Origin of the sequence: Candidatus Finniella inopinata (assembly GCF_004210305.1) — a bacterium.
GTDB lineage: Bacteria > Pseudomonadota > Alphaproteobacteria > Paracaedibacterales > CAIULA01 > Finniella > Finniella inopinata_A.
Window position 1 is genome coordinate 323,746 of sequence record NZ_SCFB01000004.1, and the last position, 22,132, is coordinate 345,877.

General features: G+C 46.3%; 21 protein-coding genes. 1 reads left to right on the forward strand and 20 read right to left on the reverse strand.

The window, feature by feature from the left end; translation table 11 throughout:
• Positions 1 to 8: 8 nt before the first annotated feature.
• From EQU50_RS03380 to EQU50_RS03425, 10 genes are all read right to left on the reverse strand, one after another.
• Positions 9 to 1,151 carry a hypothetical protein gene (locus tag EQU50_RS03380; protein WP_130153736.1) on the reverse strand — a complete coding sequence of 381 codons (1,143 nt, stop codon included), beginning with the start codon at positions 1,149 to 1,151 and terminating at the stop codon, positions 9 to 11.
• Positions 1,151 to 3,298, reverse strand: a complete 2,148-nt coding sequence (locus EQU50_RS03385) for a hypothetical protein (protein WP_130153737.1) — start codon at positions 3,296 to 3,298, stop codon at positions 1,151 to 1,153. Before EQU50_RS03385 ends, EQU50_RS03380 begins: the two co-directional genes overlap by 1 nt.
• A gap of 5 nt (positions 3,299 to 3,303) precedes the next feature.
• The gene (locus EQU50_RS03390) at positions 3,304 to 3,942 is read right to left on the reverse strand and encodes a phage adaptor protein (protein ID WP_130153738.1); all 639 of its coding nucleotides are present in this window, start codon (positions 3,940 to 3,942) and stop codon (positions 3,304 to 3,306) included.
• Positions 3,943 to 4,037: 95 nt separating this feature from the next.
• Positions 4,038 to 4,409 carry a hypothetical protein gene (locus tag EQU50_RS03395; RefSeq protein WP_130153739.1) on the reverse strand — a complete coding sequence of 124 codons (372 nt, stop codon included), beginning with the start codon at positions 4,407 to 4,409 and terminating at the stop codon, positions 4,038 to 4,040.
• Positions 4,410 to 4,497: 88 nt separating this feature from the next.
• Positions 4,498 to 5,685: a DUF4043 family protein gene (locus tag EQU50_RS03400; RefSeq protein ID WP_130153740.1), complete on the reverse strand. Its 1,188-nt coding sequence runs from the start codon at positions 5,683 to 5,685 to the stop codon at positions 4,498 to 4,500.
• Positions 5,686 to 5,875: 190 nt separating this feature from the next.
• On the reverse strand, positions 5,876 to 6,841 hold the full coding sequence (locus EQU50_RS03405) for a hypothetical protein (protein ID WP_130153741.1): 966 nt from the start codon (positions 6,839 to 6,841) through the stop codon (positions 5,876 to 5,878).
• On the reverse strand, positions 6,838 to 8,670 hold the full coding sequence (locus EQU50_RS03410) for a portal protein (protein ID WP_130153742.1): 1,833 nt from the start codon (positions 8,668 to 8,670) through the stop codon (positions 6,838 to 6,840). Before EQU50_RS03410 ends, EQU50_RS03405 begins: the two co-directional genes overlap by 4 nt.
• Before the next feature lie 229 nt (positions 8,671 to 8,899).
• Entirely contained in the window at positions 8,900 to 10,315 is a 1,416-nt protein-coding gene (locus EQU50_RS03415) for a terminase large subunit domain-containing protein (RefSeq protein ID WP_130153743.1), read from the reverse strand.
• 405 nt (positions 10,316 to 10,720) lie between these two features.
• Positions 10,721 to 11,161 (reverse strand): DUF5681 domain-containing protein, encoded by a 441-nt coding sequence (locus tag EQU50_RS03420; protein ID WP_130153744.1) that lies wholly within the window; start codon positions 11,159 to 11,161, stop codon positions 10,721 to 10,723.
• Positions 11,162 to 11,890: 729 nt separating this feature from the next.
• Entirely contained in the window at positions 11,891 to 12,100 is a 210-nt protein-coding gene (locus tag EQU50_RS03425; protein WP_130153745.1) for a hypothetical protein, read from the reverse strand.
• Here EQU50_RS03425 and EQU50_RS03430 point away from each other — a divergent pair.
• Positions 12,099 to 12,569, forward strand: coding sequence for a crossover junction endodeoxyribonuclease RuvC (locus tag EQU50_RS03430; RefSeq protein ID WP_130153746.1), 471 nt, complete (start codon positions 12,099 to 12,101; stop codon positions 12,567 to 12,569). The genes EQU50_RS03425 and EQU50_RS03430 overlap by 2 nt on opposite strands.
• A 44-nt stretch (positions 12,570 to 12,613) precedes the next feature.
• Here the strand turns inward: EQU50_RS03430 and EQU50_RS03435 are convergent, their stop codons facing one another.
• The 10 genes from EQU50_RS03435 to EQU50_RS03480 form a co-directional block, all read right to left on the reverse strand.
• Positions 12,614 to 13,219: a hypothetical protein gene (locus EQU50_RS03435; protein ID WP_130153747.1), complete on the reverse strand. Its 606-nt coding sequence runs from the start codon at positions 13,217 to 13,219 to the stop codon at positions 12,614 to 12,616.
• 193 nt (positions 13,220 to 13,412) lie between these two features.
• A complete protein-coding gene (locus tag EQU50_RS03440) occupies positions 13,413 to 15,647 on the reverse strand; it encodes an AAA family ATPase (RefSeq protein ID WP_207216301.1) in 2,235 nt (744 codons plus the stop codon).
• Positions 15,647 to 16,570 (reverse strand): hypothetical protein, encoded by a 924-nt coding sequence (locus EQU50_RS03445; protein WP_242508815.1) that lies wholly within the window; start codon positions 16,568 to 16,570, stop codon positions 15,647 to 15,649. The genes EQU50_RS03440 and EQU50_RS03445 overlap by 1 nt, the downstream gene beginning before the upstream one ends.
• The gene (locus EQU50_RS03450) at positions 16,567 to 18,276 is read right to left on the reverse strand and encodes a DEAD/DEAH box helicase (RefSeq protein WP_130153748.1); all 1,710 of its coding nucleotides are present in this window, start codon (positions 18,274 to 18,276) and stop codon (positions 16,567 to 16,569) included. Before EQU50_RS03450 ends, EQU50_RS03445 begins: the two co-directional genes overlap by 4 nt.
• A 15-nt stretch (positions 18,277 to 18,291) precedes the next feature.
• The gene (locus EQU50_RS03455; RefSeq protein ID WP_130153749.1) at positions 18,292 to 18,897 is read right to left on the reverse strand and encodes a hypothetical protein; all 606 of its coding nucleotides are present in this window, start codon (positions 18,895 to 18,897) and stop codon (positions 18,292 to 18,294) included.
• Positions 18,898 to 19,773 (reverse strand): ATP-binding protein, encoded by an 876-nt coding sequence (locus EQU50_RS03460; protein ID WP_130153750.1) that lies wholly within the window; start codon positions 19,771 to 19,773, stop codon positions 18,898 to 18,900.
• Between the two features lie 3 nt (positions 19,774 to 19,776).
• Positions 19,777 to 19,986 (reverse strand): hypothetical protein, encoded by a 210-nt coding sequence (locus EQU50_RS03465; RefSeq protein ID WP_130153751.1) that lies wholly within the window; start codon positions 19,984 to 19,986, stop codon positions 19,777 to 19,779.
• A 3-nt stretch (positions 19,987 to 19,989) separates the two neighbouring features.
• Positions 19,990 to 20,190 (reverse strand): hypothetical protein, encoded by a 201-nt coding sequence (locus EQU50_RS03470; RefSeq protein WP_130153752.1) that lies wholly within the window; start codon positions 20,188 to 20,190, stop codon positions 19,990 to 19,992.
• 14 nt (positions 20,191 to 20,204) lie between these two features.
• Positions 20,205 to 20,507, reverse strand: a complete 303-nt coding sequence (locus EQU50_RS03475) for a helix-turn-helix transcriptional regulator (RefSeq protein ID WP_130153753.1) — start codon at positions 20,505 to 20,507, stop codon at positions 20,205 to 20,207.
• Positions 20,508 to 21,403: 896 nt separating this feature from the next.
• Entirely contained in the window at positions 21,404 to 22,120 is a 717-nt protein-coding gene (locus EQU50_RS03480; RefSeq protein WP_130153754.1) for a hypothetical protein, read from the reverse strand.
• Between the last annotated feature and the right edge of the window lie 12 nt (positions 22,121 to 22,132).

Genomic DNA, 22,132 nt, shown 5'->3' on the forward strand with positions numbered 1-22,132 from the left:
GTTCTCCTTTAACTGCCTTCTGGTAAGTAGGCTAATATCAAATAGGAGGCAGTTGTATGGTGAGGTGTCCTGTATGTAAAGCCAGTGTCTGAGTAGGTGGGAGAATAGATATTACTCGCAGCAAAACCAATCAAATGCCCTGGCGAGCGACGCCTATAAGTAACCGTGACAAGGCAGTCACCAAAATCATCCTCCATAGTGCAGGTGGCTCTTCGAATGTTAAATCCTTTCCATTGAAGGCTTGAATCACTTCCAGAAATGATCTGGAACATACAAAAGATGAGGCCACCCACAGCGCCTAGACTGTAACCATTGATCGAACCAAGGGTTGTTCCGTCTTGGATCAACGAGCCATCAAAAGACGCCGAAGATATTTTGTTAAAACTGACATTCCCAGACCCTGTGGCCATGAGGACCGTACTGGTAGCAGATCCTTGAGCATCAATGTTGGTATCTCGAATGGCCTTCAGGGCAACTTTAGGGTTGGTTACCGCCAGGTTACTCAACTCATTCGTGGTAACCGCTCCTAAGCCCAGCTGAAGCGTTGATACCGCTGCATTGGCTATTTTGGCTGTTGTGACGGCCCGATCGGCAATCTCTGCTGTCGTAATGGCTCGATCCGCAATCTTATCTGTGGTCACCGCTTGATCTTCTATAGACGCTGTCTGCACGGAGATGGGGGCTAACTTTTCTGACGTTACTGCTTGATCAACCAGTTCATTTGTGTTCACCGAATTGGCTTGAAGATGTCGGTTTTGAATGGAGTCACTAGCAATTTTAGCGGATGTAATAGCACCATCCCCAATCTTGGGGCTTGTCACACTTTGGGGCGCTAAAGCCGCTTCCACGACAGAATTAGGAGCCATCTGATTGCTGTTGATCAGCGTGAAGGATAACGTGCCATGACCGTCTGTCTTTAACACCTTGTTGGCATTCAAGGGATCATCAAATCCAGGAATATTGCCAGCTTCCACCTCGTTAATCCCATGGGCCAACATATTGACATCGTCTTGTAAGGAATTGAATTCCGCATCTAACATCTGAGCTGTCGGAGGTCGTTTGCCCAGTAAATTAAACCGTTGGTTATTGGGCAAGGATTGGTCCGGTGTATAGGGTAAACTGGGTCTGCTATTGTTGGTGGGTAATGGCATTACGAACTCCTTTCCACAATTCCAAAGAGACGAATCTTTTTAAATACTAGGGGGCCACTGAGGGTGGAGCCCGTCAGGGTCAAGCTAAAGCTGGAGCTGAGGAACTTGAGACGCCCTTTGACAAAACCATAGGGTTCATCGAAGCGAAACCCTAAAGCGTCTTCATTCGGATCATTGGGGTTGGAACCTACATCAGCGGGATTCACAAAAGGCGTCTCCCCCACGCTGTCGCCTTTAAACTGAAGCTTATAGTCATCCTGGAGCTGAAAGGTCTTGCGTAAATCCCCTGCAATCATCAAGCAGACAGTGTTTTGGTCTTTGAGGACAAAGCTCGAGGGGTAATCACAGGCAATCTCATAACGCTTGTTGGCATAGCGTTTGCCTGGAAAATTAATAACGGGCGGCGTCCATAAAAAGGATATTAAATCCTTTCCATTGTTATCCCCATAAACAGGGATCGAATCGGTACTATCAGCATATTGGTATAGTTGATTATCGATCAACAGATACAAAGTATTATCCAAATCAGACAAGAATGTTTGGGCTTTGGCAAAATCCCCCGAGAACAGCGTCCAAGCATACAGATTAGCTGAATAGAGAGAGACCAAAACCTTATTGAGGCCAATCTTAAAGCCACAGAAGGCACCGGATTGGTATTTGAAAGACCGACATGCCCGATAGGCTTGATTGGAGGTTGTAGTGGAGCTGACGTATTGCCTGACTAACGGATCCACACTGTCACTGGACGTGGCGGCAAACTGTCTGGCTATGTTGAGGGTACTAAACGATAACAGGCCATTTTGACTGACAAAGTAGAGATCATTGGCCATGTCCACCACCAAATTGCCATGCACAATACCAATGGGTAACAGAGAGGAAAACTCAAACTTGGGCTTGGTGGGGTCAATCGATCCCCCTAAAGGTTCTGATCCTGTCCAGACTTGAGTCTTATGCCGTCCCATGAACACCATGAGGCCATTCACAAAAGCGATCGCTTCAAGATTATCAGGACTGCCATGCCCTTCTGCCAGATTGATACTGGGCACGGTCTTGGTAGTGGGATTAAACCAGCCGTTTAAGGTATTGGACTGATAACTAAAATGGACCCGCAAGGCTTGGTCGGGATTTCGATACTTCAGACCGACAGCCCCCGGACCCAAAGCCCAAAGTCGGTTATGGGCGACCGATAGAAAACTAAAGGCTGGGGGCCAATCTTGGTAAAGGATTTCCGTATGATCAGCCACAAAGGCAGGAATGTTCATACTGACCGTGACGGTCACGGTATTGCCGGCTCTGACAGCATTGACAACCGTTCGCCGTCTGGTAGAGCCATTGATCCGCAGCTGGATGATACGATCTGCAACATAATGAGAAGCCTCAAAGCTATCCGTACAGGAAAAAGAAAACCGTCGGTCATCCAAGCGTGTGATCTGGGTGGCTTCTTCTTTGACAAACTCCATCATCTCACTGAGGGTGTCGCCATCCCAAATAAGAACCCGATCCACGCCATTACAAATCAGCAGTTTGTTTAAGAAGGTCACCGACCTTGGCACGCAACCTGCACTGAGGCCGGTTTTAAGCACGGGTCTTAAAGTCGCCGTTTGAAAATCATAAACATACAGGCACCCTTGGGCAAAACTCACCCGATGAAGCGTCACACCATCAACGGGAAACGGAAATGAATTGGTTTCTACCGTTATGGTCACGGTCTGTCCTGTGACAGTTTTATTCACAATCGAAGAATAGAGAGTGGTATCGCCTCGATGGGTATATTCGATTTTAACCGGGGTGTCGGTTTGAAAAGCAACGGCATTGGTGGTGTCAAACCGGAAGCTCTGCGGGTTCAAGACGGCAAAGTTTTGTGCCGTGGCGTCATGGACAAAGGTTTGGACATACAGAACCGCTTGCTTATCCCCATTGGGCATTGAAAAGGGAAACGCTTCCAAGATGGAGGCATCCGCATCCAAGGTCATGCCTTGTAACCGACGGGTGCCATAGCGTACCGTCGCTGAACCCAGAGGCGTTGGGAGGATATTTTCCAAGGAACTTGCAAAACCTTGAGGAAGCGCTTCTGGGGCTATCAGCCGGTTCATCCCTTCGGTTGGGGGATAAAACTCTAAAACCGTGTAATTGCCTTCTTGTAGCATCAGCGTTACACATTCATAAAGGTTGAAAGAGTTTCGCCACTGGCGTTATAGAGATAACTCAACAAGCGAGATTGTCCCATCTCCCACCGTTGTTCAGCAGCCAAGGCTTTTTGGGCATTTTTAAACCCCCCTTCTTCTTGAAACAGATAATACAAAGCCCCATCGACTAACACGGGATGATAAGCTAAGGGATAGGGGATGTTTGACTCTTGAGTATCTTCGGTCAAGGGAGCAACCTCTGGGATATACCAAATCACAACATCCAAAGGCATGGATTGATAGGGCACCAAGAGGATGGTGTTTTTCTTCAGGACATAACTTGTCAGGGGTCCCGGTTTTTTAAACTCTGGGTCCATTTCCAGTGCGCGTTGGATGGAAATCTTCTTAAGGGTGGTTCTTAAAGAAGGCACAGAGACCCCTCCCATCACAAACGGTTTTTCAGGCAGGTCGATGAGGCCAACATTGGCGGGTTTATTGATTTCTTGTTTGGTGTACAAGTCCTGGTTAAAGGTGGCTGTGACTTGATAAAGCTCATAGTGCGCAAGGTTCAGGTATTGCAAGAAAATAGACCGCTCACCGGCCGTGATATTATCATTGCCGAGAGATAAATGGCCCATCAATGTTAAGAGCTGTACCACCGTCATAGTCAAAAACCCTGATTGGAAAAGAATTTGCTCATGAGGAACAGCAAAAAGAGGAGAACTAAAATAAGAAAAGTCAAGAGAACGCTCCTAGGCCCTTAATAGTTACCAATGACCAACAATAACGACACCACACACCCCGCATCCAGAGCAGCACCCCCTCCAGGAACACTGAGGTTGATGATTTTGCCGGTATCATTGAGCGTGATGATGGTATGGGTGGCTTGATCCACTTCTCCCATCGGAATGACTTCGCCATCAGCGGGATTTCTAATAAAGACGTTTTGGATCGACTTGATCTTCCCAGCCCCTGTCCAGGTGAGAATATTGGAATTGGCTCCTTGGGCAATGCCGGCTGTAGTCGTTATGTCAAAGGCCACAAGCTGATAGTCACTGCCTGTTGAGCCGACTGCTGTATTGACGTTGGGCGCGGTTGTGGTGCTTTTTACATATCGGATAACACTGGTCATTTTTATCTCCTTTATCGTTTTAAGGTCATCCCGCTAGGGGATTATTCCCCAGGGGTTTTTTACGAATGGAAATTCTTCCAGCTTTGCTTTAAGTCAAGGCTACAAAGGAATGCAAAATCCCTTGTTCCACTGTGGTCGCTAAGTTGGTGGCTGCGTTCCTGGCATTTTGCTGACTGGCAAACTTCAGCATCTTTTGCCCCCGAAACTCATGACCAAAGTACAACTGAATCCTTTCCACCAGATCATTTTCCATGCCCAGCATCGGTTCTTCTGCCCAACCCAATGACCAAGCCCCAGCGCCGATAAACAGGTTCCAAGCGATGCGGTGATTGTTGGCAGCACTGGTAAATTCAAACTCATACAAGTCCTTGCAGGAATAGATGCTGATACCAAAGAATTCCCCGATGTAATCGGCCCCATTCAAGGTTTGAGGCGTATTCTCAGCATCGATGACCGTGCCTCGATTAAAGGTCGAAGTGGAAAATAAGGGATCGGCGAATAAGGAAGTTAAGCTCTCCGGATGGGCCAGATAAATGTATTTGTTCATCGGCCAACCGGCTTTGTTTCGAACGTAAGCAGGTTGAATCGCATCTTCTCGGTTAATGGCTGTGCCGCCGCGTTCCGCCGTTAATTTTAGGTTTTTAAGGTGCGTTGCACTGAGGCCATTGTTGGCAGGCGCGGGGTTGGTGGCATTGAACAACACCGGAAACGCAGCATTGGCGTAGTACTGAGCTAATGTGGGGGTTAACCCAGCCATCACCGCTCGGTCATAGGAAGGGATGGTGTTGGCCACGTTACAGTTGGCGCCGCCATTGGTCATGTTTGGATAAGCCCCGGTGGTAGCGGCTAAAAATAAATCGCGGTTTAAGGCCCGTGAGAAAGCCTCGACAAGCTGCGTTCTCGCATAAGGTGGCAACTCAATGGGGGTTCCGTAATTGAGGATGTCATAGCCTTTGATCTGAACCAAAAAGCTTTTAAAATCCACGTTGACCGCATCATAATCGACCTTTTGCTGTTGCGCATTACCGCGGCGTTGATCGAAGTTGACGATGGGGTTTTTATAGTCCAGGGCTTGGAGTTTGCCCATGCGGTATTGGAGGCCTTCTTTAGGTCCCAGTTTCTTCCGCACAATCGGACGGGTGGGCTCATTGCCTATGAGATTGTAGAGAGGCGTGATTTGAACCCATTCTTTGAACAAAGAAGAGGCCACTTCAAATGGAAACAGGTTTTGGTTGATCCCGTTATAACCGGGAGCAGGGACAGGATAGAGAGCCATGGTCAAAAACCTCCTTCAGGCTTTAAAAAAACAAAAAATATTTCTATTTCGTCTTTTCAAAAAAGGAGGGACTGAAATTAACCGAGGAAGAGAGGAGCCTTGATTATGACCAGGGCTGTCTTCCTGTTACCTCAATCGACTTTCCATCCAAGCGGAAGAGTTGAAAAGGGCCTATAATGGCGAGGCTTTTCTATCTTCTTCTTATACGGTCACGATCGTTGAACAAAGAACTGATGGAATCTTGGGAAGCAGCTTCTTCGGATTCACCCATCTCATCCAGACGGTATCGTGGCTTGTCGTAGTCCTCATACTGTGCCAGTTTTTTGGTTAATTTGTCAAGGTTTTTCCTTAAATCTGCGAGGGTTTGATCTTTTTTGTTGAGCAAGTCATAAAGGCTGCCAGCGGCTTTCATTTCTTGGTAAGAGGTTTGGTACCGTTGCCCTCTTTCAAGCATCGCTTTAGCTAATTTAAGAGGGTTGTCTTTCATATCCGTCAAGTCTTCTAAGGCCTGGTCTTGGTCTTCTTTGGAGGCAACCATCAGGAAATAATCAAAAGCTCGGATTTTATCATCTAAGCTAGCATCATCGGTATATTTACGGATATTCTCGAGTTCCTGATTGGCTATGGCTAGCACTTTTCCAAAGGGATGAGGGGAATAGGAAGACAGATCCTCTTCAGCATCAGTGTCCAACGTGCCCATGAGTTTAGCCGCTTCTTCTTCGCTTAATGAGCCTTCTTCCATAAACTCTTTGGTCAGCTTTAGAGCATTCTTTAAACGCTGGGCATTTTGCCGGCCATACTGTTGGTTTTCAGTCAGGCGTTTTTGGGTCTTGGTTAGTTCTTCTTGCAGGCGCTGAAGCTCTACCGGCGTTTCTTGTTTTTTGGGTTGGGGTTCGCCTTCATCCTTTTCTTCTTGTTTAGAAATGGTATCCCTGTTGACGTCTTCTTCGGGGGAAGAGGGTTTTTTTGGTAACGGCTTTTCAGGTATTTTCTGATCTCTGTCAGAAGAAGGGTTCCAATCGCGATCTTTAAATAAATCAGAGATCGTATCTTTATCCAGGCTATTTTTGAGAAAAGGGCCACCCATTTCTTCAAGTGTTTTGGCACTTTGGGTTTCATTTGGATTATTCTCCTGTTTAAAAATGTTTGTCATCATGGCACTCCTGGTGTTTGAGGGATAGAGGGTTGTTGTGGATGAGAGGATTGCCCAGGGAACTGCATAGGCTGACCTCGCCCAGCAACACCTTGTTCCATCATGGTCTTTTGTTGCATCGCTGCTTGCATCTCCTTGGCAACGGTTTCAGGGTCTCTGACCCCGAGGCGTCTTAGTAGCTCTGGCGAGGACATCAACCATTGAGCATGGGCATTGCTGAGAAGGGATTCAAAGGTGGCTTTTTGTTCTGCAAACGAGCTTTGGTAATCTGGGACTTCTTCGACATACAAGGACAAAGGCAAGGTGCGGATATCATTAAAGACCACCGGCTTGCCATCGATGATCCGGGTAAGATTTAAAATGATGCGTTTACGCTCTTCGGGGTTGAGAATCTCCACCGCCAGGTTCTCTTCACCTCCGGCTTGGAGAAGGGTTAATAAAAATCGGGCTTCACGTTTCTTCATCTGCGAGAAGTTGTCAAAGGCGAACACATTGTTCCGCACAGAGTTGACTTGGCGAATGTTTTGAGCAATCCCACTGGTGGCATTGGTTGGGATCCCCAGCATTTCATCATAAATGCCGGTGACCCGTTGAATCAGGTTCAAATATAACTCCACAATCTTCAGCTGTTCTTCCCCCAGTTGGCTATTACTGGAGACCTGAAACTTGGAGTCTTTGGGAAGCAGGATGACAGAATCAGCGATTTTGAGTTCTTTACGAATGGTTTCAATGTCCCTCCCTGGCATGGGGTTCCCTTCAAAGACCACCCTCGCCGAATTGATAGCATAGACGGATTTGGTCACCCGCACATTACAGTCACGCTGGATGTCCTTCATGCTTTCCAAGAGGCCATAGGGTACCCCTGTCTTAAACCGGCGCTGAAAGACGATCGGGATGTAACTGAAATCCTTTTGATCCGGAAACGTGGCGTCTAACGGTGCATGTTCGAGAAGCGTATTATCCAAGAACAAGGTACGCATGAGGCGTTCGCCTTGGACCTCTTCTAGGTTTTTTTCCGACCCTGCCAGAGATTCAGCCTTTTCAAGCTGAAACGTCTCAAACGATCGTCCTTGGGTATCCAAGCCCCTATAAATTTTAGCGGGCACCTTGTATTGGACTTCCACCACCAACACCCGACTGCGATTGGTGCCGTTACCTAGATTAGGATCCGTATACAGGGCTTCTCGATCCATCAACTCAGGACTTTCCATTCCCTGGTAATACCCAAAGTCCCCACTGAAATCGATGTCTTTAGCGGTATGCGGCCAGCGCGCTTTAACCCGATCAGGGCGCATCCAGCGTTTGCGGCAGACGTATTTCATAGCCGTGTATTGGGGTGTCAAATCATCGGGGTCAGGGAGCATGTTGAAGGGATGTACATAATCATACGACACAACACCATCTTCTTGGTAAAGGTAGCTCCAACCCAGACCACAAATGAGGGAATCTCGAAACTTTAACGATCCCTTGTAGGGGATTTCTTGGTTTTCTTGGATATGAAACAGCAGATGGGTTAAGGCATCCGCCAAAGCATCATCTTCGGGGTTTTGGGAATCGTTACGGCACGCGATACGGTATCGAGATTGGATTTCAACGCCAGAGAGGTTATCGATAAATCCTTTACAAATGTTCACCGTAATAGGCAACTGACCCCGTTCTTGTAGGATCCGTAAATCATGAGCTTCCCATTGGCCAGTACCATCATAAAAACCATAATCATTAAGGCATTTTAAACGGAACTCTGCCGATGACGGATGGAGGTTAGCCATGCGAAAAAACTCCTGCGCCGTGGTCAGGGCCTTTTGACGGGAAGAAGACAAAGGATAAGCCATATCAAAGTTAACTCAGTCTTTAGCAAGATCATTAAAGGCTGTCGAATTAATCACAAAACAGCTATTTATAGCGTATTTATTACTATTAAGATCAATTTGGCACTTTAAGTCCATGTCGAGATTTTAATTAATAATCTAATTAGATTTATTATACATCACGCAGTCAACATTTGAAACCTATATCAGCGGGTGATTTAGGGTATTTTTGGAGCTTTTGTAAAGGACTGGTTTATAGGTATCCTGCCTCTTGCCAGCGGGGACTTCTTTCTTGAGCAAACTGGGTTTCAGTGCGAGCATACGCCAAGCCGTTCAAGGCATAAAAGAGCGCATCGATGCAGTGGTCGTTCTTTTTGAGGATCAAACCATTATCATCCCTAGCGTATTGCCGCCACTCGGTCACCAGATGACAGCAGCCGATTCCCTTTGTGCCTGAGAAAATCTTAAAACGATCGCCTCGGACCCGTTCATAGATTTCATCAATCATGGCTTCTTTGGTGTTGTTGGCTTTATACGCTTTGAGCAGGCGCAACCCTGAACGGTTTTGTAGGAAATCAATTGTCTTTTCTTTGGTGTGCATGTTCTCGCCAGCGCCTGCTGGATCCACCATACCAGTACACCAGTCAGGAATGATCCGAGACAGATTAGAGGCATGTTCTGTGGGCGTCGCATTGCTGAGCTTGTAATCAGCGACAGCGTAAAGAATGTCATGATCTCGGTCATGGGCCAGAAGGACGGATCCCCAGGTGCCACCTGACGACGAAGAGGGGTCAAGCCCATACACAAAAGCGAAGTGTTTGGGAATCTCAAAGGGGTCCACAAAGATCTGGGATTCTTTCATGGTAAAGACTTTACCTTGACCAAACACCGGGATGCCATGTTCGCGGGCTTCTAATTGCCACGCTGGCACGGATTGGCGAAGACGTTCCCGTTCTTCTTCCTTGAGGTAGGGGTTGTCAGCCCAGCTGGCCATAATGTAAAAGCGACCGTTTCTAATTTCTCCTTCAGGGGCATAGTCCAGAAAGTGGGAGATGAGATCATCTTTGCCCCTCTCTGGCCACATAGAGCACACGAGGAAGGTTTTCTCGTGATCAAAGGACGTGGTCCGCACCAGGGCTTCTTGATAGACCTTAAAGTTGGGCACCTCATCCAGATGGATAAAGTCGGCCTTCACCCCTTGGAAAGACGATTCGCCCTGTTGGAAAGCTTTAAACTTTAATTCAGACACGCCCCCAGAAATATGCTGAATCTTGACCATATCCCAAGCGCCGGCAATCGTCGTGTGGGTCTTCTCCACAATGTAGCTTTCATGCAAGATGGGTGGCATGGAGCCATCAATGTCACCCACAAACAGTTTCTTTTGTAAGATATCCCGGGTGTCCTTTAGGCTGATAGAAGCCGAGATGGCTTGGATGGGTCGCCGATACCGATAGCCTGTCCACCAGTCGGGATAGACACCTGTGAGGTGCATGGCCATTTCCATACACACAGCGTTGGTCTTACCGGTCCGGTTACCCCCTAGAAACAATCGCTCGGAGGCTAGAAGGCCGGCCTCATGAAACGCCAACTGTTTTGGGGTAGGTTGGTAAAAAGCAAACTGTTTGAACAGGGTCTCAGCGACCTTATCCGCTGCCTGAGAATTAAGCATACAAAACACATCCAAAGGGGGGGGGTTAAAAATCAGCTGGAACCTAGGAAAATCCTAGCATTTTTGGGGGATTTTTTCAAGGAAACGTGTTTTAAGAAACGCGTCCAAAAACAAGGACAAACCGTGCCTGCCATTAACCTCAAGGGGGGTATGGGGGTTGGTGAATTGAATACCCCTCACCCCTGCCCCCCAGGGTCCAAAAAAAAAATCAATAAATGGAAGTATTCAATACTTTTAGCATATCATCCATATACTTAGATACTTGTAAAGCCATATTTTCATTGGATTGATGATCGATAACGCGACGACCTTCTGATGTACGAGCAGACGCTCTATCTCCCAAAGGCCTTATGAAACAACAGACTAAAGCAGGCAAATGATCGGATTCTACCACAATGTTACCAATCAGCCCTCTTTATCCCCCTTGAAGACATCCTCTTCCACCGTCACACAATCACCCTCGACTACAGATCTAAACGCTGGCGTGCCCCTTTTACTCTTCGTCCACATCCGAAGGAACTCGCGCTTATCCTCAAAGCTCAAGGATTGAGTGAAAGAATGGATGCTCAGATTGACTGAGCTCGTCTCCTCCTTGCTGATAGCCACTGTTTTTCCTGGCTTGGGGTAGAAGTACTCCATGCAAAGCTTAACGGCCCAAGGTTCGCCTTCAACCACAGCCTTCTTCAAGGCTACTTCACCGACTTTGTCGATATCCGCTTGATGTTTGTTGTAAAACGCTTGTAATCGTTGGGATAAAGGATCGATGCGCTTCGGCCGACCATGAGGATTTCCGCTCTTTCCAGGCATAAAAGTCATCTGCTGAACCATCCTTGCTAAAAACAACATTAACAGGGCCCATGGTGGGCTATTTCGTGGGAAAAGTCAAGGTTTACCATCCCCTCAAAACCGCCTCAAAGCCTTGTGGCTCCTTGTGTTAAGCCTATTTTAACCTCACCTCCACCCCAATGCCTTTATGCCTATTTTTTAGACATATCCACCTTTCGTCATGCCGTTGGGGTGACTAGTGTCTTGCCATCCTGGAATCCTTATATTTTATGGGTTCTGGAAGTTTTTGCTCCAGAATGGCAAAACGGAGATTATGGATTTGCATTCTGTTGCCATCCTGTGCCACCCTTTGTTTTCTGCGGCTTTCAGAATGGCACTAACCTAGATTTTGCTAAATATCCCCCACTCCCGGAGGGTTATTATATATAAACCCCCTAGGGGGTTTTATATAATACCATCCTGGGGAGGGGTGGTGTGGTGTTGGTGCGACAGTTTGATTCAGAGGGGGTCAAGGAACCCAAAACCACCACCCCACGATCCATCCCCTAGCTGAACCAAAAAACGATTTGACCAGCCGTTGTTGTCTGGATGGGGAAAGATTCACGAACAAGAACCCTCGCCAATGCCCCAAATTTGAGCCTGTAATGCCTTTGCCCCGAAATTCCATACCGGAGAGTAGACCTCAACCCCCAAAACTCGTGGCTGAGCGATTAAACGACCCTAGCGACGATGTGGTAAAATTGGACCGATTTTGCAAACTGGGATTTGCATCATGACTAAACATCGTCTTTAATGCCCCAAATTTGAGGCTGTGATGGCTTTGATCGGAAATTCCATAGGTGAGTGATCCTCGACCCCTAAAACCGCTGTGCGTGCAATTAAACGGGCATAGCGGCGATGTACCTTCAAATCCGCAGTTTTCCTTGTGGACATCCCTACAAGTATAGGGTATGATAGGTAAATAAATAATCGCCAGCGCGTAAGTAAAAAAGGAAACATTATGACAACCCTTTTAGCCCTCGATCTTGGTACCCAAACAGGTTGGTCGTTGTTGCATCATGATGGCATCATAGCCAGCGGAACCCTGAGCTTCAAGAACGATCGGTATCAAGGGGGTGGCATGCGCTATCTTCGCTTCTGTCGCTGGCTAGACGAGATGAAAGCCTTAGCGGGAGGTAACCTTGCAGAAGTCTATTTTGAGGAAGTTAGACGGCATTTAGGTGTCGATGCCGCGCATGCCTACGGGGGATTCTTAGCCACCTTAACAGCTTGGTGCGAAAAGGAATCTATTCCGTATCAGGGTGTTAGCGTTGGCACCATTAAGCACCACGCCACCGGTAAAGGCAATGCCAGCAAACAGGAAGTGCTGGCATCCGTTAGAGCCAAAGGTTATCAACCCCAGGATGACAATGAAGCGGATGCACTGGCTTTACTGGAGTGGGCCCGGATGCAACAGGTTTGTCACTGATCCATCAAGGCCAATGATAAATGGTCTATCAACCCATCAAATATTTAACGGTCTAACCTTAATACAAATTTTGGACTTTTCATTAAATCTCGGCTTTTGTTTACTTTAACAACCAATTGATCTAATTCTTTGTTGCAAATAGTCGGAATTTTATTTCCTCTTAAGTCAATTTCTGCCAAAGTCTGATTGTGGCTAGCAGGTGAGATAATATCGAAAAAATATCTTTGATCTATCAACCAATGCAGAATGTGTTTTGCCCCTATAGGAGTAATGCCATTCGAAGAAAGATCTAATTTCAAGAGGCTGGATTTTGATATAATGACTGAGGGTAAATAAGCAATATCATAATCTAATAAACTGTTATTAGAGAGATTCAGTAAGACTGTTTCACTTGACCCCCTTTCACAAAAATAAGAGAAAGATTCGCTTAGCCTATTAATTGCTTTACGTGCTTTCCTTTCAGCAAATCCTTCTGCTAAATCTCTCCTTAAGCTTGCGATTAGAGAGTTGGGAATTCTAAAGACAGAGGAAAGAAGTTTTCCTCCTGACAAGTCCTCATCCTTAGCCCAGTTACACTCAGAAGAAAAACCATGAGATGATAGGACAGCACAGCATCCTAAAATCGCTAACATTTTATTACTTTTCTTCATTTTTTAATCCTTTATTTTTTTGCGTTGATATAAAATATCAGGCAGATGTAAAGTACAGAACATATAATCACACCCGATTACCACGCAAACCTATAAATTAATGGAATGAGCTTTCATATCCGTATTTTCATCGTAGGAATTTTTTACGTACGAGAATAACACTCAGAGCTCTTATTTTGAAGATGACTACACATCAGTCCAAATAAACCCACACGTCAGGATTTTCCACGGGCAGAATGGCCCCGCTCTGACTCTCCTTAAAGTGGGTAGGTAGCACAGGTTGCATAATAGGCAGCACTTCCCCTGTATCAATGTCTACTTCTTCCATGTTCGTTGGTATTTCCATGTCTTCTACGCACATGATGCCATACTTGCTTTTGATGCCCATGGCAATCGCCTTATCCTTGTTGAACTTGATGTAGCCTTTGGTTGCTAAAACACTCAAACGATTATGAATGGTTCTCTCACCCCCAAGGCCTGCATGCCCCTCAAAAGCCTCTCTAAACTGGGCTGGTGTATACAAACGTCCCTCACGGGCCTCATCAAATATTAACTGCAAGATCACATCGTGGCGACGATGACGTTCAGCATCCAGTTTAGCGCCATATTCTTTTTGGACAATTCTCTCGCAGTTGAATGACATCTCCTGCCAAGTGCCATCAATTTTATCCACGAGCTTTGCCTGAATAGCTTCCCCATTGCGCAACTCAAACATCAGGTTCCGCACACTTTGCTTTTCATCCGCTTTAAACAACAGCATGCCCGTGGTATAAAAGCTTCGTAAGCTGCCCGCTCCGCTTAAAGCCTGGAAAGGATCTTCTTCCACCATCGCTTTGGTCACTTTCTTGGTATGGTGCGTTAAAATAACGCCCATAGTCGGGTTTAGCATGGCCCGGAGTTTTTCTACCCGATCTTGTAAGAAAGCCAACATCGCCATATTGTCGTTTTCACTGCCTGATTTACCCGCATCATAAACATTGCGCAACGGGTCGATGACTAAAATGTCTACTTCTTCTGGCTTAAAGAAGCGTTTCACCGTCTCATAAACCTTGTTAACACCATCTTCATTCAACAACAGTCGCACTTGAAACGTGACAACCAAATTTTTGTGGAGAAGTGGTAGGAAATTGGGATCAAACTTTAGGTTTTGTAACCTTTCTCTTAAGTAAGGACGCATAATTTCCGTTTGCAGATAAAAGATCTTTAAGGGTCTGGGAGGGATCATACCCAGGAACGGCAAACCAGCGGCCATATGAGCTAGCCAGCTGAGAATCATGTCTGTTTTACCCACCTTAGGAGCACCTCCCAGTACCAATAAACCGCCAGGCGTCAAAATACGCGGGGCTATCCAATCTTGTGGGGAGGGTGTTCTGTCTGTCATCACTTCACCGGCAGTCGCTGAAGGCAGCGTTTCTTCAGTATTGGCGATTGTAAGGTCAATCGGTTGTGTCTGAGCTTGTAACAACGCGTCAATGTCCACCCCTTCCTCAAAGGCATCGGCTGCATCCCACGACTCAGGTTTGTCGTCAGGGATGACTACTTTTGAGAGAGAAGTAATCCCTAATGTTTTGAGTTTGATTACAAGCCTGTCAGCATACTCTTGACCCACTGTATCATGATCAGGCCAGATGATCATGTGTTTGCCGTGTAAAGGCGACCAATCCGTTTTATCTAATGGCGCCTTGGCCCCATTCATGGCTGTGGTGGCACAGATACCTAAATCAATCAACGTTTGCGCACATTTCTCGCCTTCGACGACAATAACCGTTTCTGAATTGATCATGCCTCGTTGATTGTACAAAGGGCGAGGATCTGGCGTTTTAAAGGCCCGTGTTTTGACATCCCAAGGTCGGAACTGTTTGCCTTTAGGGGTGTCATACCGATAGACACACGCCAGCAGATTCCCCTTAGCATCTTCATACTTCCAGCTGTCGGTCGGGGCCCCTAATTCTTCATATGATCCAGAGGTTGTCTGAGATAGAGGTGGTTGATAAGGTGGCTGAAGGGTGTTGCCTGGAGAATATGTATCCATTCCCAGAGGCATTCCCAACCATTCATGAATGGAACTCACAATTTCTGGGAATTCGTGACGATGATCCCATCCCTTGGCAGCTCCCCATAAGGAGAGAATATCACCCCCTTCTCCGGTGGCAAAATCATGCCACATGCCGATTTTAGGCCCTGTCAGCTCAACCTTTAAACTCTCGCCAGCGTCACCTTGGACATTGCCAATAACGAAGTGTGGTTGCCTAATTCTGCCATAAGGAAACAAATGAACCAAGACGGTGGTGAGTTGATTATGCAGGCGCTGTTTGAGCATCTCAACACTCAGCTTTTGCTCATGGTTGGGGACGATAAAGCTTTGAGGAGCTGCATCATTAAAATCCAGCCAGTTGGGATTGGTCATCACGGTCAGAGGGGGCTGCATTAGACAATCTCCTTCCAGCAGGTGTTCTGCCAGTCACAAAAACGACAATAAAAAGAATCAGGATCCTGGGAGATACGGGGCAAGGTTTCTCCAGCTTGGGTGGCCCGTAGAATATGAACAGCTCGATCGCTGGCCGTTTGAGCCAGCGCAGCGTCAAAAGGCACGAACTCATGGTAGATTTCTGAGGTATCCTTATTCACCGCCGTTAAAAGAGCTGGGTTCTGCGAAACGCCCGGGATCAGTTCTTCCATATAGGCTTGATACAAAGCGATTTGAACGGCGTAGACAGGCTTAGAAACCTTTACCCCTTTGTCGACCAGGTGTTTCCAGGATTTGGCATTCAAGGACTTGCATTCCCAAATGGCAGGCACTTTGATCGCTGGCTCTAGACTTTCTGGAACCTGCCACATAATTCCATCCACATGCCCTTGTAGCTGTCCTTGTGCAGCCGAGAAGCCATAAACCTCTCCCGTGGCAGGATCATGTGTGTCAATGACAAAACCAGCGCCCTGCAACCACTGCCACGTCCTCTTTTCAAGCATATGGCCCATCTCAAAGATCCGTAATGTTTGGCCTGTAAAGGGCTTATCACGAGATGTTTGGGTGTAGTCATATTGCAAAGCCCGAGCACAAGGCTCTCCTAATCGCGATGCTCCCAGATAGTCACGACCGAGTTTTAAGGCATGGTCTTGTTGCAAAGCGTCGTCAATCAGCTTGTTAATTGTGTCGCTGGGCGTGTCTCCCGTTGACGAAACGGCATTAAAATCATGGGTAACAGGCATACAAAGACAATCCTTAGGTTCGAGTTGGGGGGAGGCATTCTTGAAGAGGTCCTCCTGATAAAAATCAGTCGTTCCTTGGATCAGCGTTAACGCGAATTCCAAGGCTATCTGTGTTTTGTTAGGGATTTTGTGGGGCATCATAACGAACCTCCTTGGGTTAGGACCGTTTCGATTTCGTCGTTCTTGCGTTTTAGGGTTATCAATAGGGCTGCTTGATAACGGGTCATGTCGTAGTCGTTATCGTGCTCAGGCAAATGCCGAAGTTGGTTGGGTGTAGGAGGAAGAGTTAACCAACTTCTCGTTTTATGAGCACGATCATCGGTTTCTTGTTGGTCCATCCAATCATCGGCCGCGGCTAAACAACTCATTTTGTCTCCTGTGGTCAAAAGATAGGTTTTTTCTTTATGAAGACCCCCAATCGCATGCCACTGGCCGTCTCTAAACACCACACGGCTCCAGGCCTCAAGGCCACCTGCCATCAAGGTTTGTTGATCATCGTCCAAAGAAATCCATGAAAACGCAGACTGTTCTAAGAGAGTGACTTCCCTCATACTAAATTCGTCTGCCTTTAAAGAGCCTTCCTGATGCTCTTTCGGTTCAGGTTCCGGGGCTTTATAACCACATTTAGGACATTCCGGCTCAAGAGAAACAACCCGCTCCTTACATTCAGGACAAACTTGGGGAAAATGTCTCTGATAGGCGGCTTCTTTCTCTTCCTCTGTTTGGCGATCTTCCAAGATAACCGTTTGTTCGAGCTTGCCATGGATCAGCGTGGCATTGCCAAAATCCAAGACTATACAATCGGTTTTCTGAACCCCCGGATACTCTTCAGGGTTAACAGGACGAAGACCTCGACCCACCATTTGGATAAAAGTGGCCTGATGGGCACAAGGGCGAAGCAACACGATACAAGACGTCGGTGGATGGTCCCAGCCTTCGGTTAAGATCGAGACATTCACAATGACTTGGGCTTGTCCGCTGGTATAGAGGCGTAGAGCTTCCTCACGTTCGTCTTTATCCATTTTCCCATGGATGAGCACAGTTTTAATATGTGCTCGGGTAAAGGCGTGATAGATATGCAAGGCATGATCCACGGTTGAGCAAAACACTACGGTTTGCCGATCGCCAGCTTTCTTTTTCCAGTGAGCCACCACAGCCTTATTCTGAGGTTTGGTGTCCATAAGCCCAGCCGCGGCAACCATATCAAACTCACCATCTTCGACTTTCTTGACGTCTTGGAATTTTTCCAAAGCGTCTTGGTCCATCACAAAGGTTCGAGGTCTGACCAGGTCTCCAGAATCCATAAGATCCTTAAAGAAGATTTGGTCACAGACATTGTTGAATAACGTTCCTAAACCCCTTTTGTCACCTCGGTTAGGGGTCGCGGTGACACCCAACAGTTTTATGTTAGGGTTTAAAGATTTGGCATAGTCCACGACACGAACATACGTATCAGCCCGCGCATGGTGAGCTTCATCAATAACCAACAAATCCAAGGGCGGCATGGTTATCAAATTCTTATACCGAGACAAGGTTTGAACCATGGCAAAGGTGGTGTCCCCTTGCCATGATTTTTCCCAAGCATTAAAAATACTGGTGGAGAGATGAGGATTGACCCGACAAAACTTATCTTGGTTTTGTAAAATTAATTCATGCCGGTGGGCAATCACACAGGTCTTAACCCAATCGGTTTTAGCCGTTGTGGATTTGCATAACGCTCCAATCGCAGCTGACAACATGATCGTCTTTCCAGCCCCTGTGGGAGCAACGGCCAGCGTGTTACCATGCGTTTGTAAAGCTTCAACAGCCCGATCCACCAATTCTTTTTGCCTGGGTCTGAGTAACATCGTCTCAACCCCTCCTTACCGAGCCCAAGAGGCTGTTGAGGATGACGTCCCGGCATAATAGCCTGAGTCATGACCCGCATAATCCTTTTGGTCTTTGGTCACGGCCGCCTTGATCACATTGCGAAGCTCATCGGTATCTTTGTCTTTCTCCACATCAATGCGGGCCACAAACTCAATGCCATTCAAATCGCCAAAACCCTTAATCTTTCTGGCAGCTTTAGCGCCTATGGACTCATCCTTGGAAGAAAACCCTCGAGCGGAATCTAAAATCCCTCGAATCATTGAGCGTCCCATGGTGGCCCAGACATCGCTCTTGGGGCTGTGCAGACCAATAAACCCCCAGATTCTTTGACCGTAATACTCTCCTTGTTCTAAAACGCTGTATTCACACGATAGGTAAATAGAACCGGTGTTTGGATTAAGGGTTGCCCAGCCACCAGTATAGTTTCTCTGAGGATCATCATATCCCCCAGGTCTAATAGTCATGATGACCCGAGCTACAGTTCCTTTGGGAATGACATCAAAGACGCCTTGGGGTTTGGCATCGTTATAATCCAGGCCATTATGATCAAGGCCATTATAGGTATGGGACATGTTCGTCGTATTGTTATAAGTCATCATTTATGCTCCTTGTTGGTGGGGTTTAGAAGGTTGTGGAATCGGAAAGGTTAGGGTTGCGGATCGATTGGTGAGGGGTTTGCGAATCTTCTCCATGAGTCTCCCCAAATGGGGTTCTTCCAGAAGCTCTAGGCGTCCCGATCGATCCTTGGCGGGATAGCCGTAGGGATTTAAGGTTTGGCAGACAAACACGCGATAGAACTTGCTGTCTTTGATCCCTTCGGTCGCTGTGACGTCAGCCATGGTGATGACTTGATCCACAATACCGGGTAACTCTAAGCCCGTTTTGCTGCCCTCAATCTGGGGCTGATAAAGGCGGCGGTTAAAGTCATCCGTCTTTTCATCCAAAATGCCGACAAACCAAACGTTCTTATTACGGGTATGTTGGAGATGAGTCAGCCAGGCGATCATTTCTTGCCCCTGCAAACCGTAGGCTCCTCGGGTATCCGGTTTACCATTTTTTTCGCTAAACGCTTGGGGTTCACCCTTGCACCATTGAAAGCACAGACGCGCTGCCACAGTGATGGAGTCGATAAACACAGTGTCGTAACGGTTCAAAGACTCAGGGTTGCCAAAGAGCTCACAAACTCCATCAAAGTGCTTTTGGCTATAGGGTTGCTCATCCCGTAAAGAGGGATTGGGACCGCCTATAAACACGGCATAGTCACGGCACTCTGTCCAGGTTCGAGGGCGTAAGGTATGGCCTTTCCACCCTTCTACAGCTAGATCACCCGCCTCTAAATCAACAAAGAGGGTTTTCTCCTGGGGTAGTGTCCATAACAATGTTGTCTTGCCAATGCCGGATTTGCCAAAGATACAGCCTTTGATCCCGCGTTGTTCTGCTAGGCGTTGATCAGCCGATAAAATAGGTAACGTCATGATTTAGTTTCCTTCCTCTTCCGATTCTGCAAAGACGTCTCCAATGCCCATAAAACACATCGGAAAAAGGCCTGTGTCCGTCATAAACATGTCCATCTCTTTTTGATCAAGCCCGAATAATTTCTTCAAATTCTTGGAAAGCAGAACCTCAAAGGCGGGTTCATCATCATCTACGCAAAGGAAGGGATAGGGGTGTTGGCTTGGTAGAGTCATTGTTTAGTGTCCTTTCATATTTAAAGTGTGGGCCAGTTTGTGAATCCCTTCGAGCCAGCGGCTCAGGGCTTCGGTTCTTGTCATCAGGCTTTGGATTTTGAGAGCATCCATCTCCATGATGTCTTTCACCGATGTGTGATAAAGAGTTTTAAAAAAACTCAGGTCATCATGCTCAAGGGTTGGTTTTTTAAGATGCAGCGACATAAAGTATTCCTTATCTAGCGGCGGTTATTAAAAGCAGGCATTAAGGGGCCTTCTTCAGAGGTCGATTGACGCGCTCTATCCTTCATGTAGGCCTGTATATCACTTCGGGCATACCGAAGCGTCCGATGACCAAAAACAATGAATTTAGGACCCACGCCAGCACATCGATAGGCGCTTAAGGTGCTAGGAGCAACGCCTAAAAGACCGCTCAGTTCCTGGGTGGTGTAATAGAATTCCTCGTCCCCTGCTTCTAATTCTGGAGCGACCCGTGTCTTAGAAGTCAGACCGTCTGCGTTGATAAATTTTTTTGCCATCATGGATATCCTTTCTCAATTAAAAGCCCGCAAAGGCTGGTTGATGGGTTTATGAAAGCCTTAAAAAACACAAAAAGAAACTTTTGCGTTCCATGACGATAAAAAAATTGCAGCCTCATTCGTCATGACGAAAATGAAAAATCCTCTCCAAAATGGAGGCGTCGTCATGACGGTCACTGCCAAAAAAATCTTAACGTCATGAAACGCGAGGTGTTGACATTGATTTTAGAATATTATAAGGAAGCTTTGACCTTTGGTTTCGACCCTCATAGCACCTAAAATGCAATGATTCTGCGGGCTTCAATACCGAAGGAGTCAGAGAAAATTGAACAAACTTTGGGCTATTCTTAGAGAGAGAAAAAGAACGTCATGACGATAAAGATTTCTAGATCACGGCCGTCATGACGCGGAGACAAAAATGACCATAAATGAAGATGACCGTCATGACTCACCCCATCTCAAAATGGTTGATCGTCATGGAACGAAGCATCTTGACTATTGCGTGAAGATAATGTAAGCAACATCCTCATTGAAATATTTTTCCATTTTCTCTCCTCTTGAGCCTTTTAAGACAAAAAACCAAAACATAAGGTAATCTGCGGTTTTGAGAGCAAAACAGCGCCGTTCAAATTCAGATCAATTAAGTTAATTTCTTTGTAAAAAAATGCACGTCATGACGCGGAAGATGAAAATATTTTTTACGTCATGAAACGCAGGGTATTGACATTTGAGAAGAAAAAGAATAGGAACTTTTGCCAACCCACCCCAAACCCTCAGCTTTACCCCCCAGAAACATTAGGAACGTGGCCAAAAAACAAGGAATGTCATGGACGATGACAAAAAAGCCGTTAGGACGGCTTTACATCCTAACGACATTGCTGATAGTAATAATAAGCTTGTTATGTAATCGCCTGTCTTACTGCTTGTGGGACAGGCAACTTTAGAGAGTGGGCTTCTAGGCCAATCAAACTCGATCCAGTTTTAGTCTCAACAAGAGATTCTCTCAACATGAAAAATTTCCAAAGAAGATTCTGCTCATTGAGACTAAGAGTAGGATATAAAGGTTTAATAATATCCCTGTAGAACTCCTTAACCGTAATATCAGGGGTCAAACGATAGTTTCGTCTTTTCATGTCCTTATACATCACATCAAATTTAAGGGCAAAGTCATTGAGCGTGAAATCTTCTGCAAACAAGGATACCCTTTTATTGGAAAGGCACGAGATAAAATTCGCGCTCACGCATAAAACGCTCATAGGTTTATACTCGGCATTAAATCGCTGACCATCATTCCTATAGAATTCCATGCGCTTGCCAAAAAATTGAGGCCATGTAAGCTGAATCACTTCGTCGCCTGATTGTTTGAAAATAATCTCATAAAGATGGATATCGTCCTTATGAGCGAGGCATAACCTCTCAAACCTTAAAATAGCTTCTTGAATATAATAATAGTAGAGGTCATACCCAACCTCATCAGCACCCACATCCAAAATATAATGACGTTTTTTTTGAAAAAACCAATAGATTTTGGATTCTTCTTCTCCATACAAGTCATATAAGACTTTTCTAAAACAATCAGTAAATCGAAGCTTGCCGATAGGACTTAATACACACATAAAATGAATCCT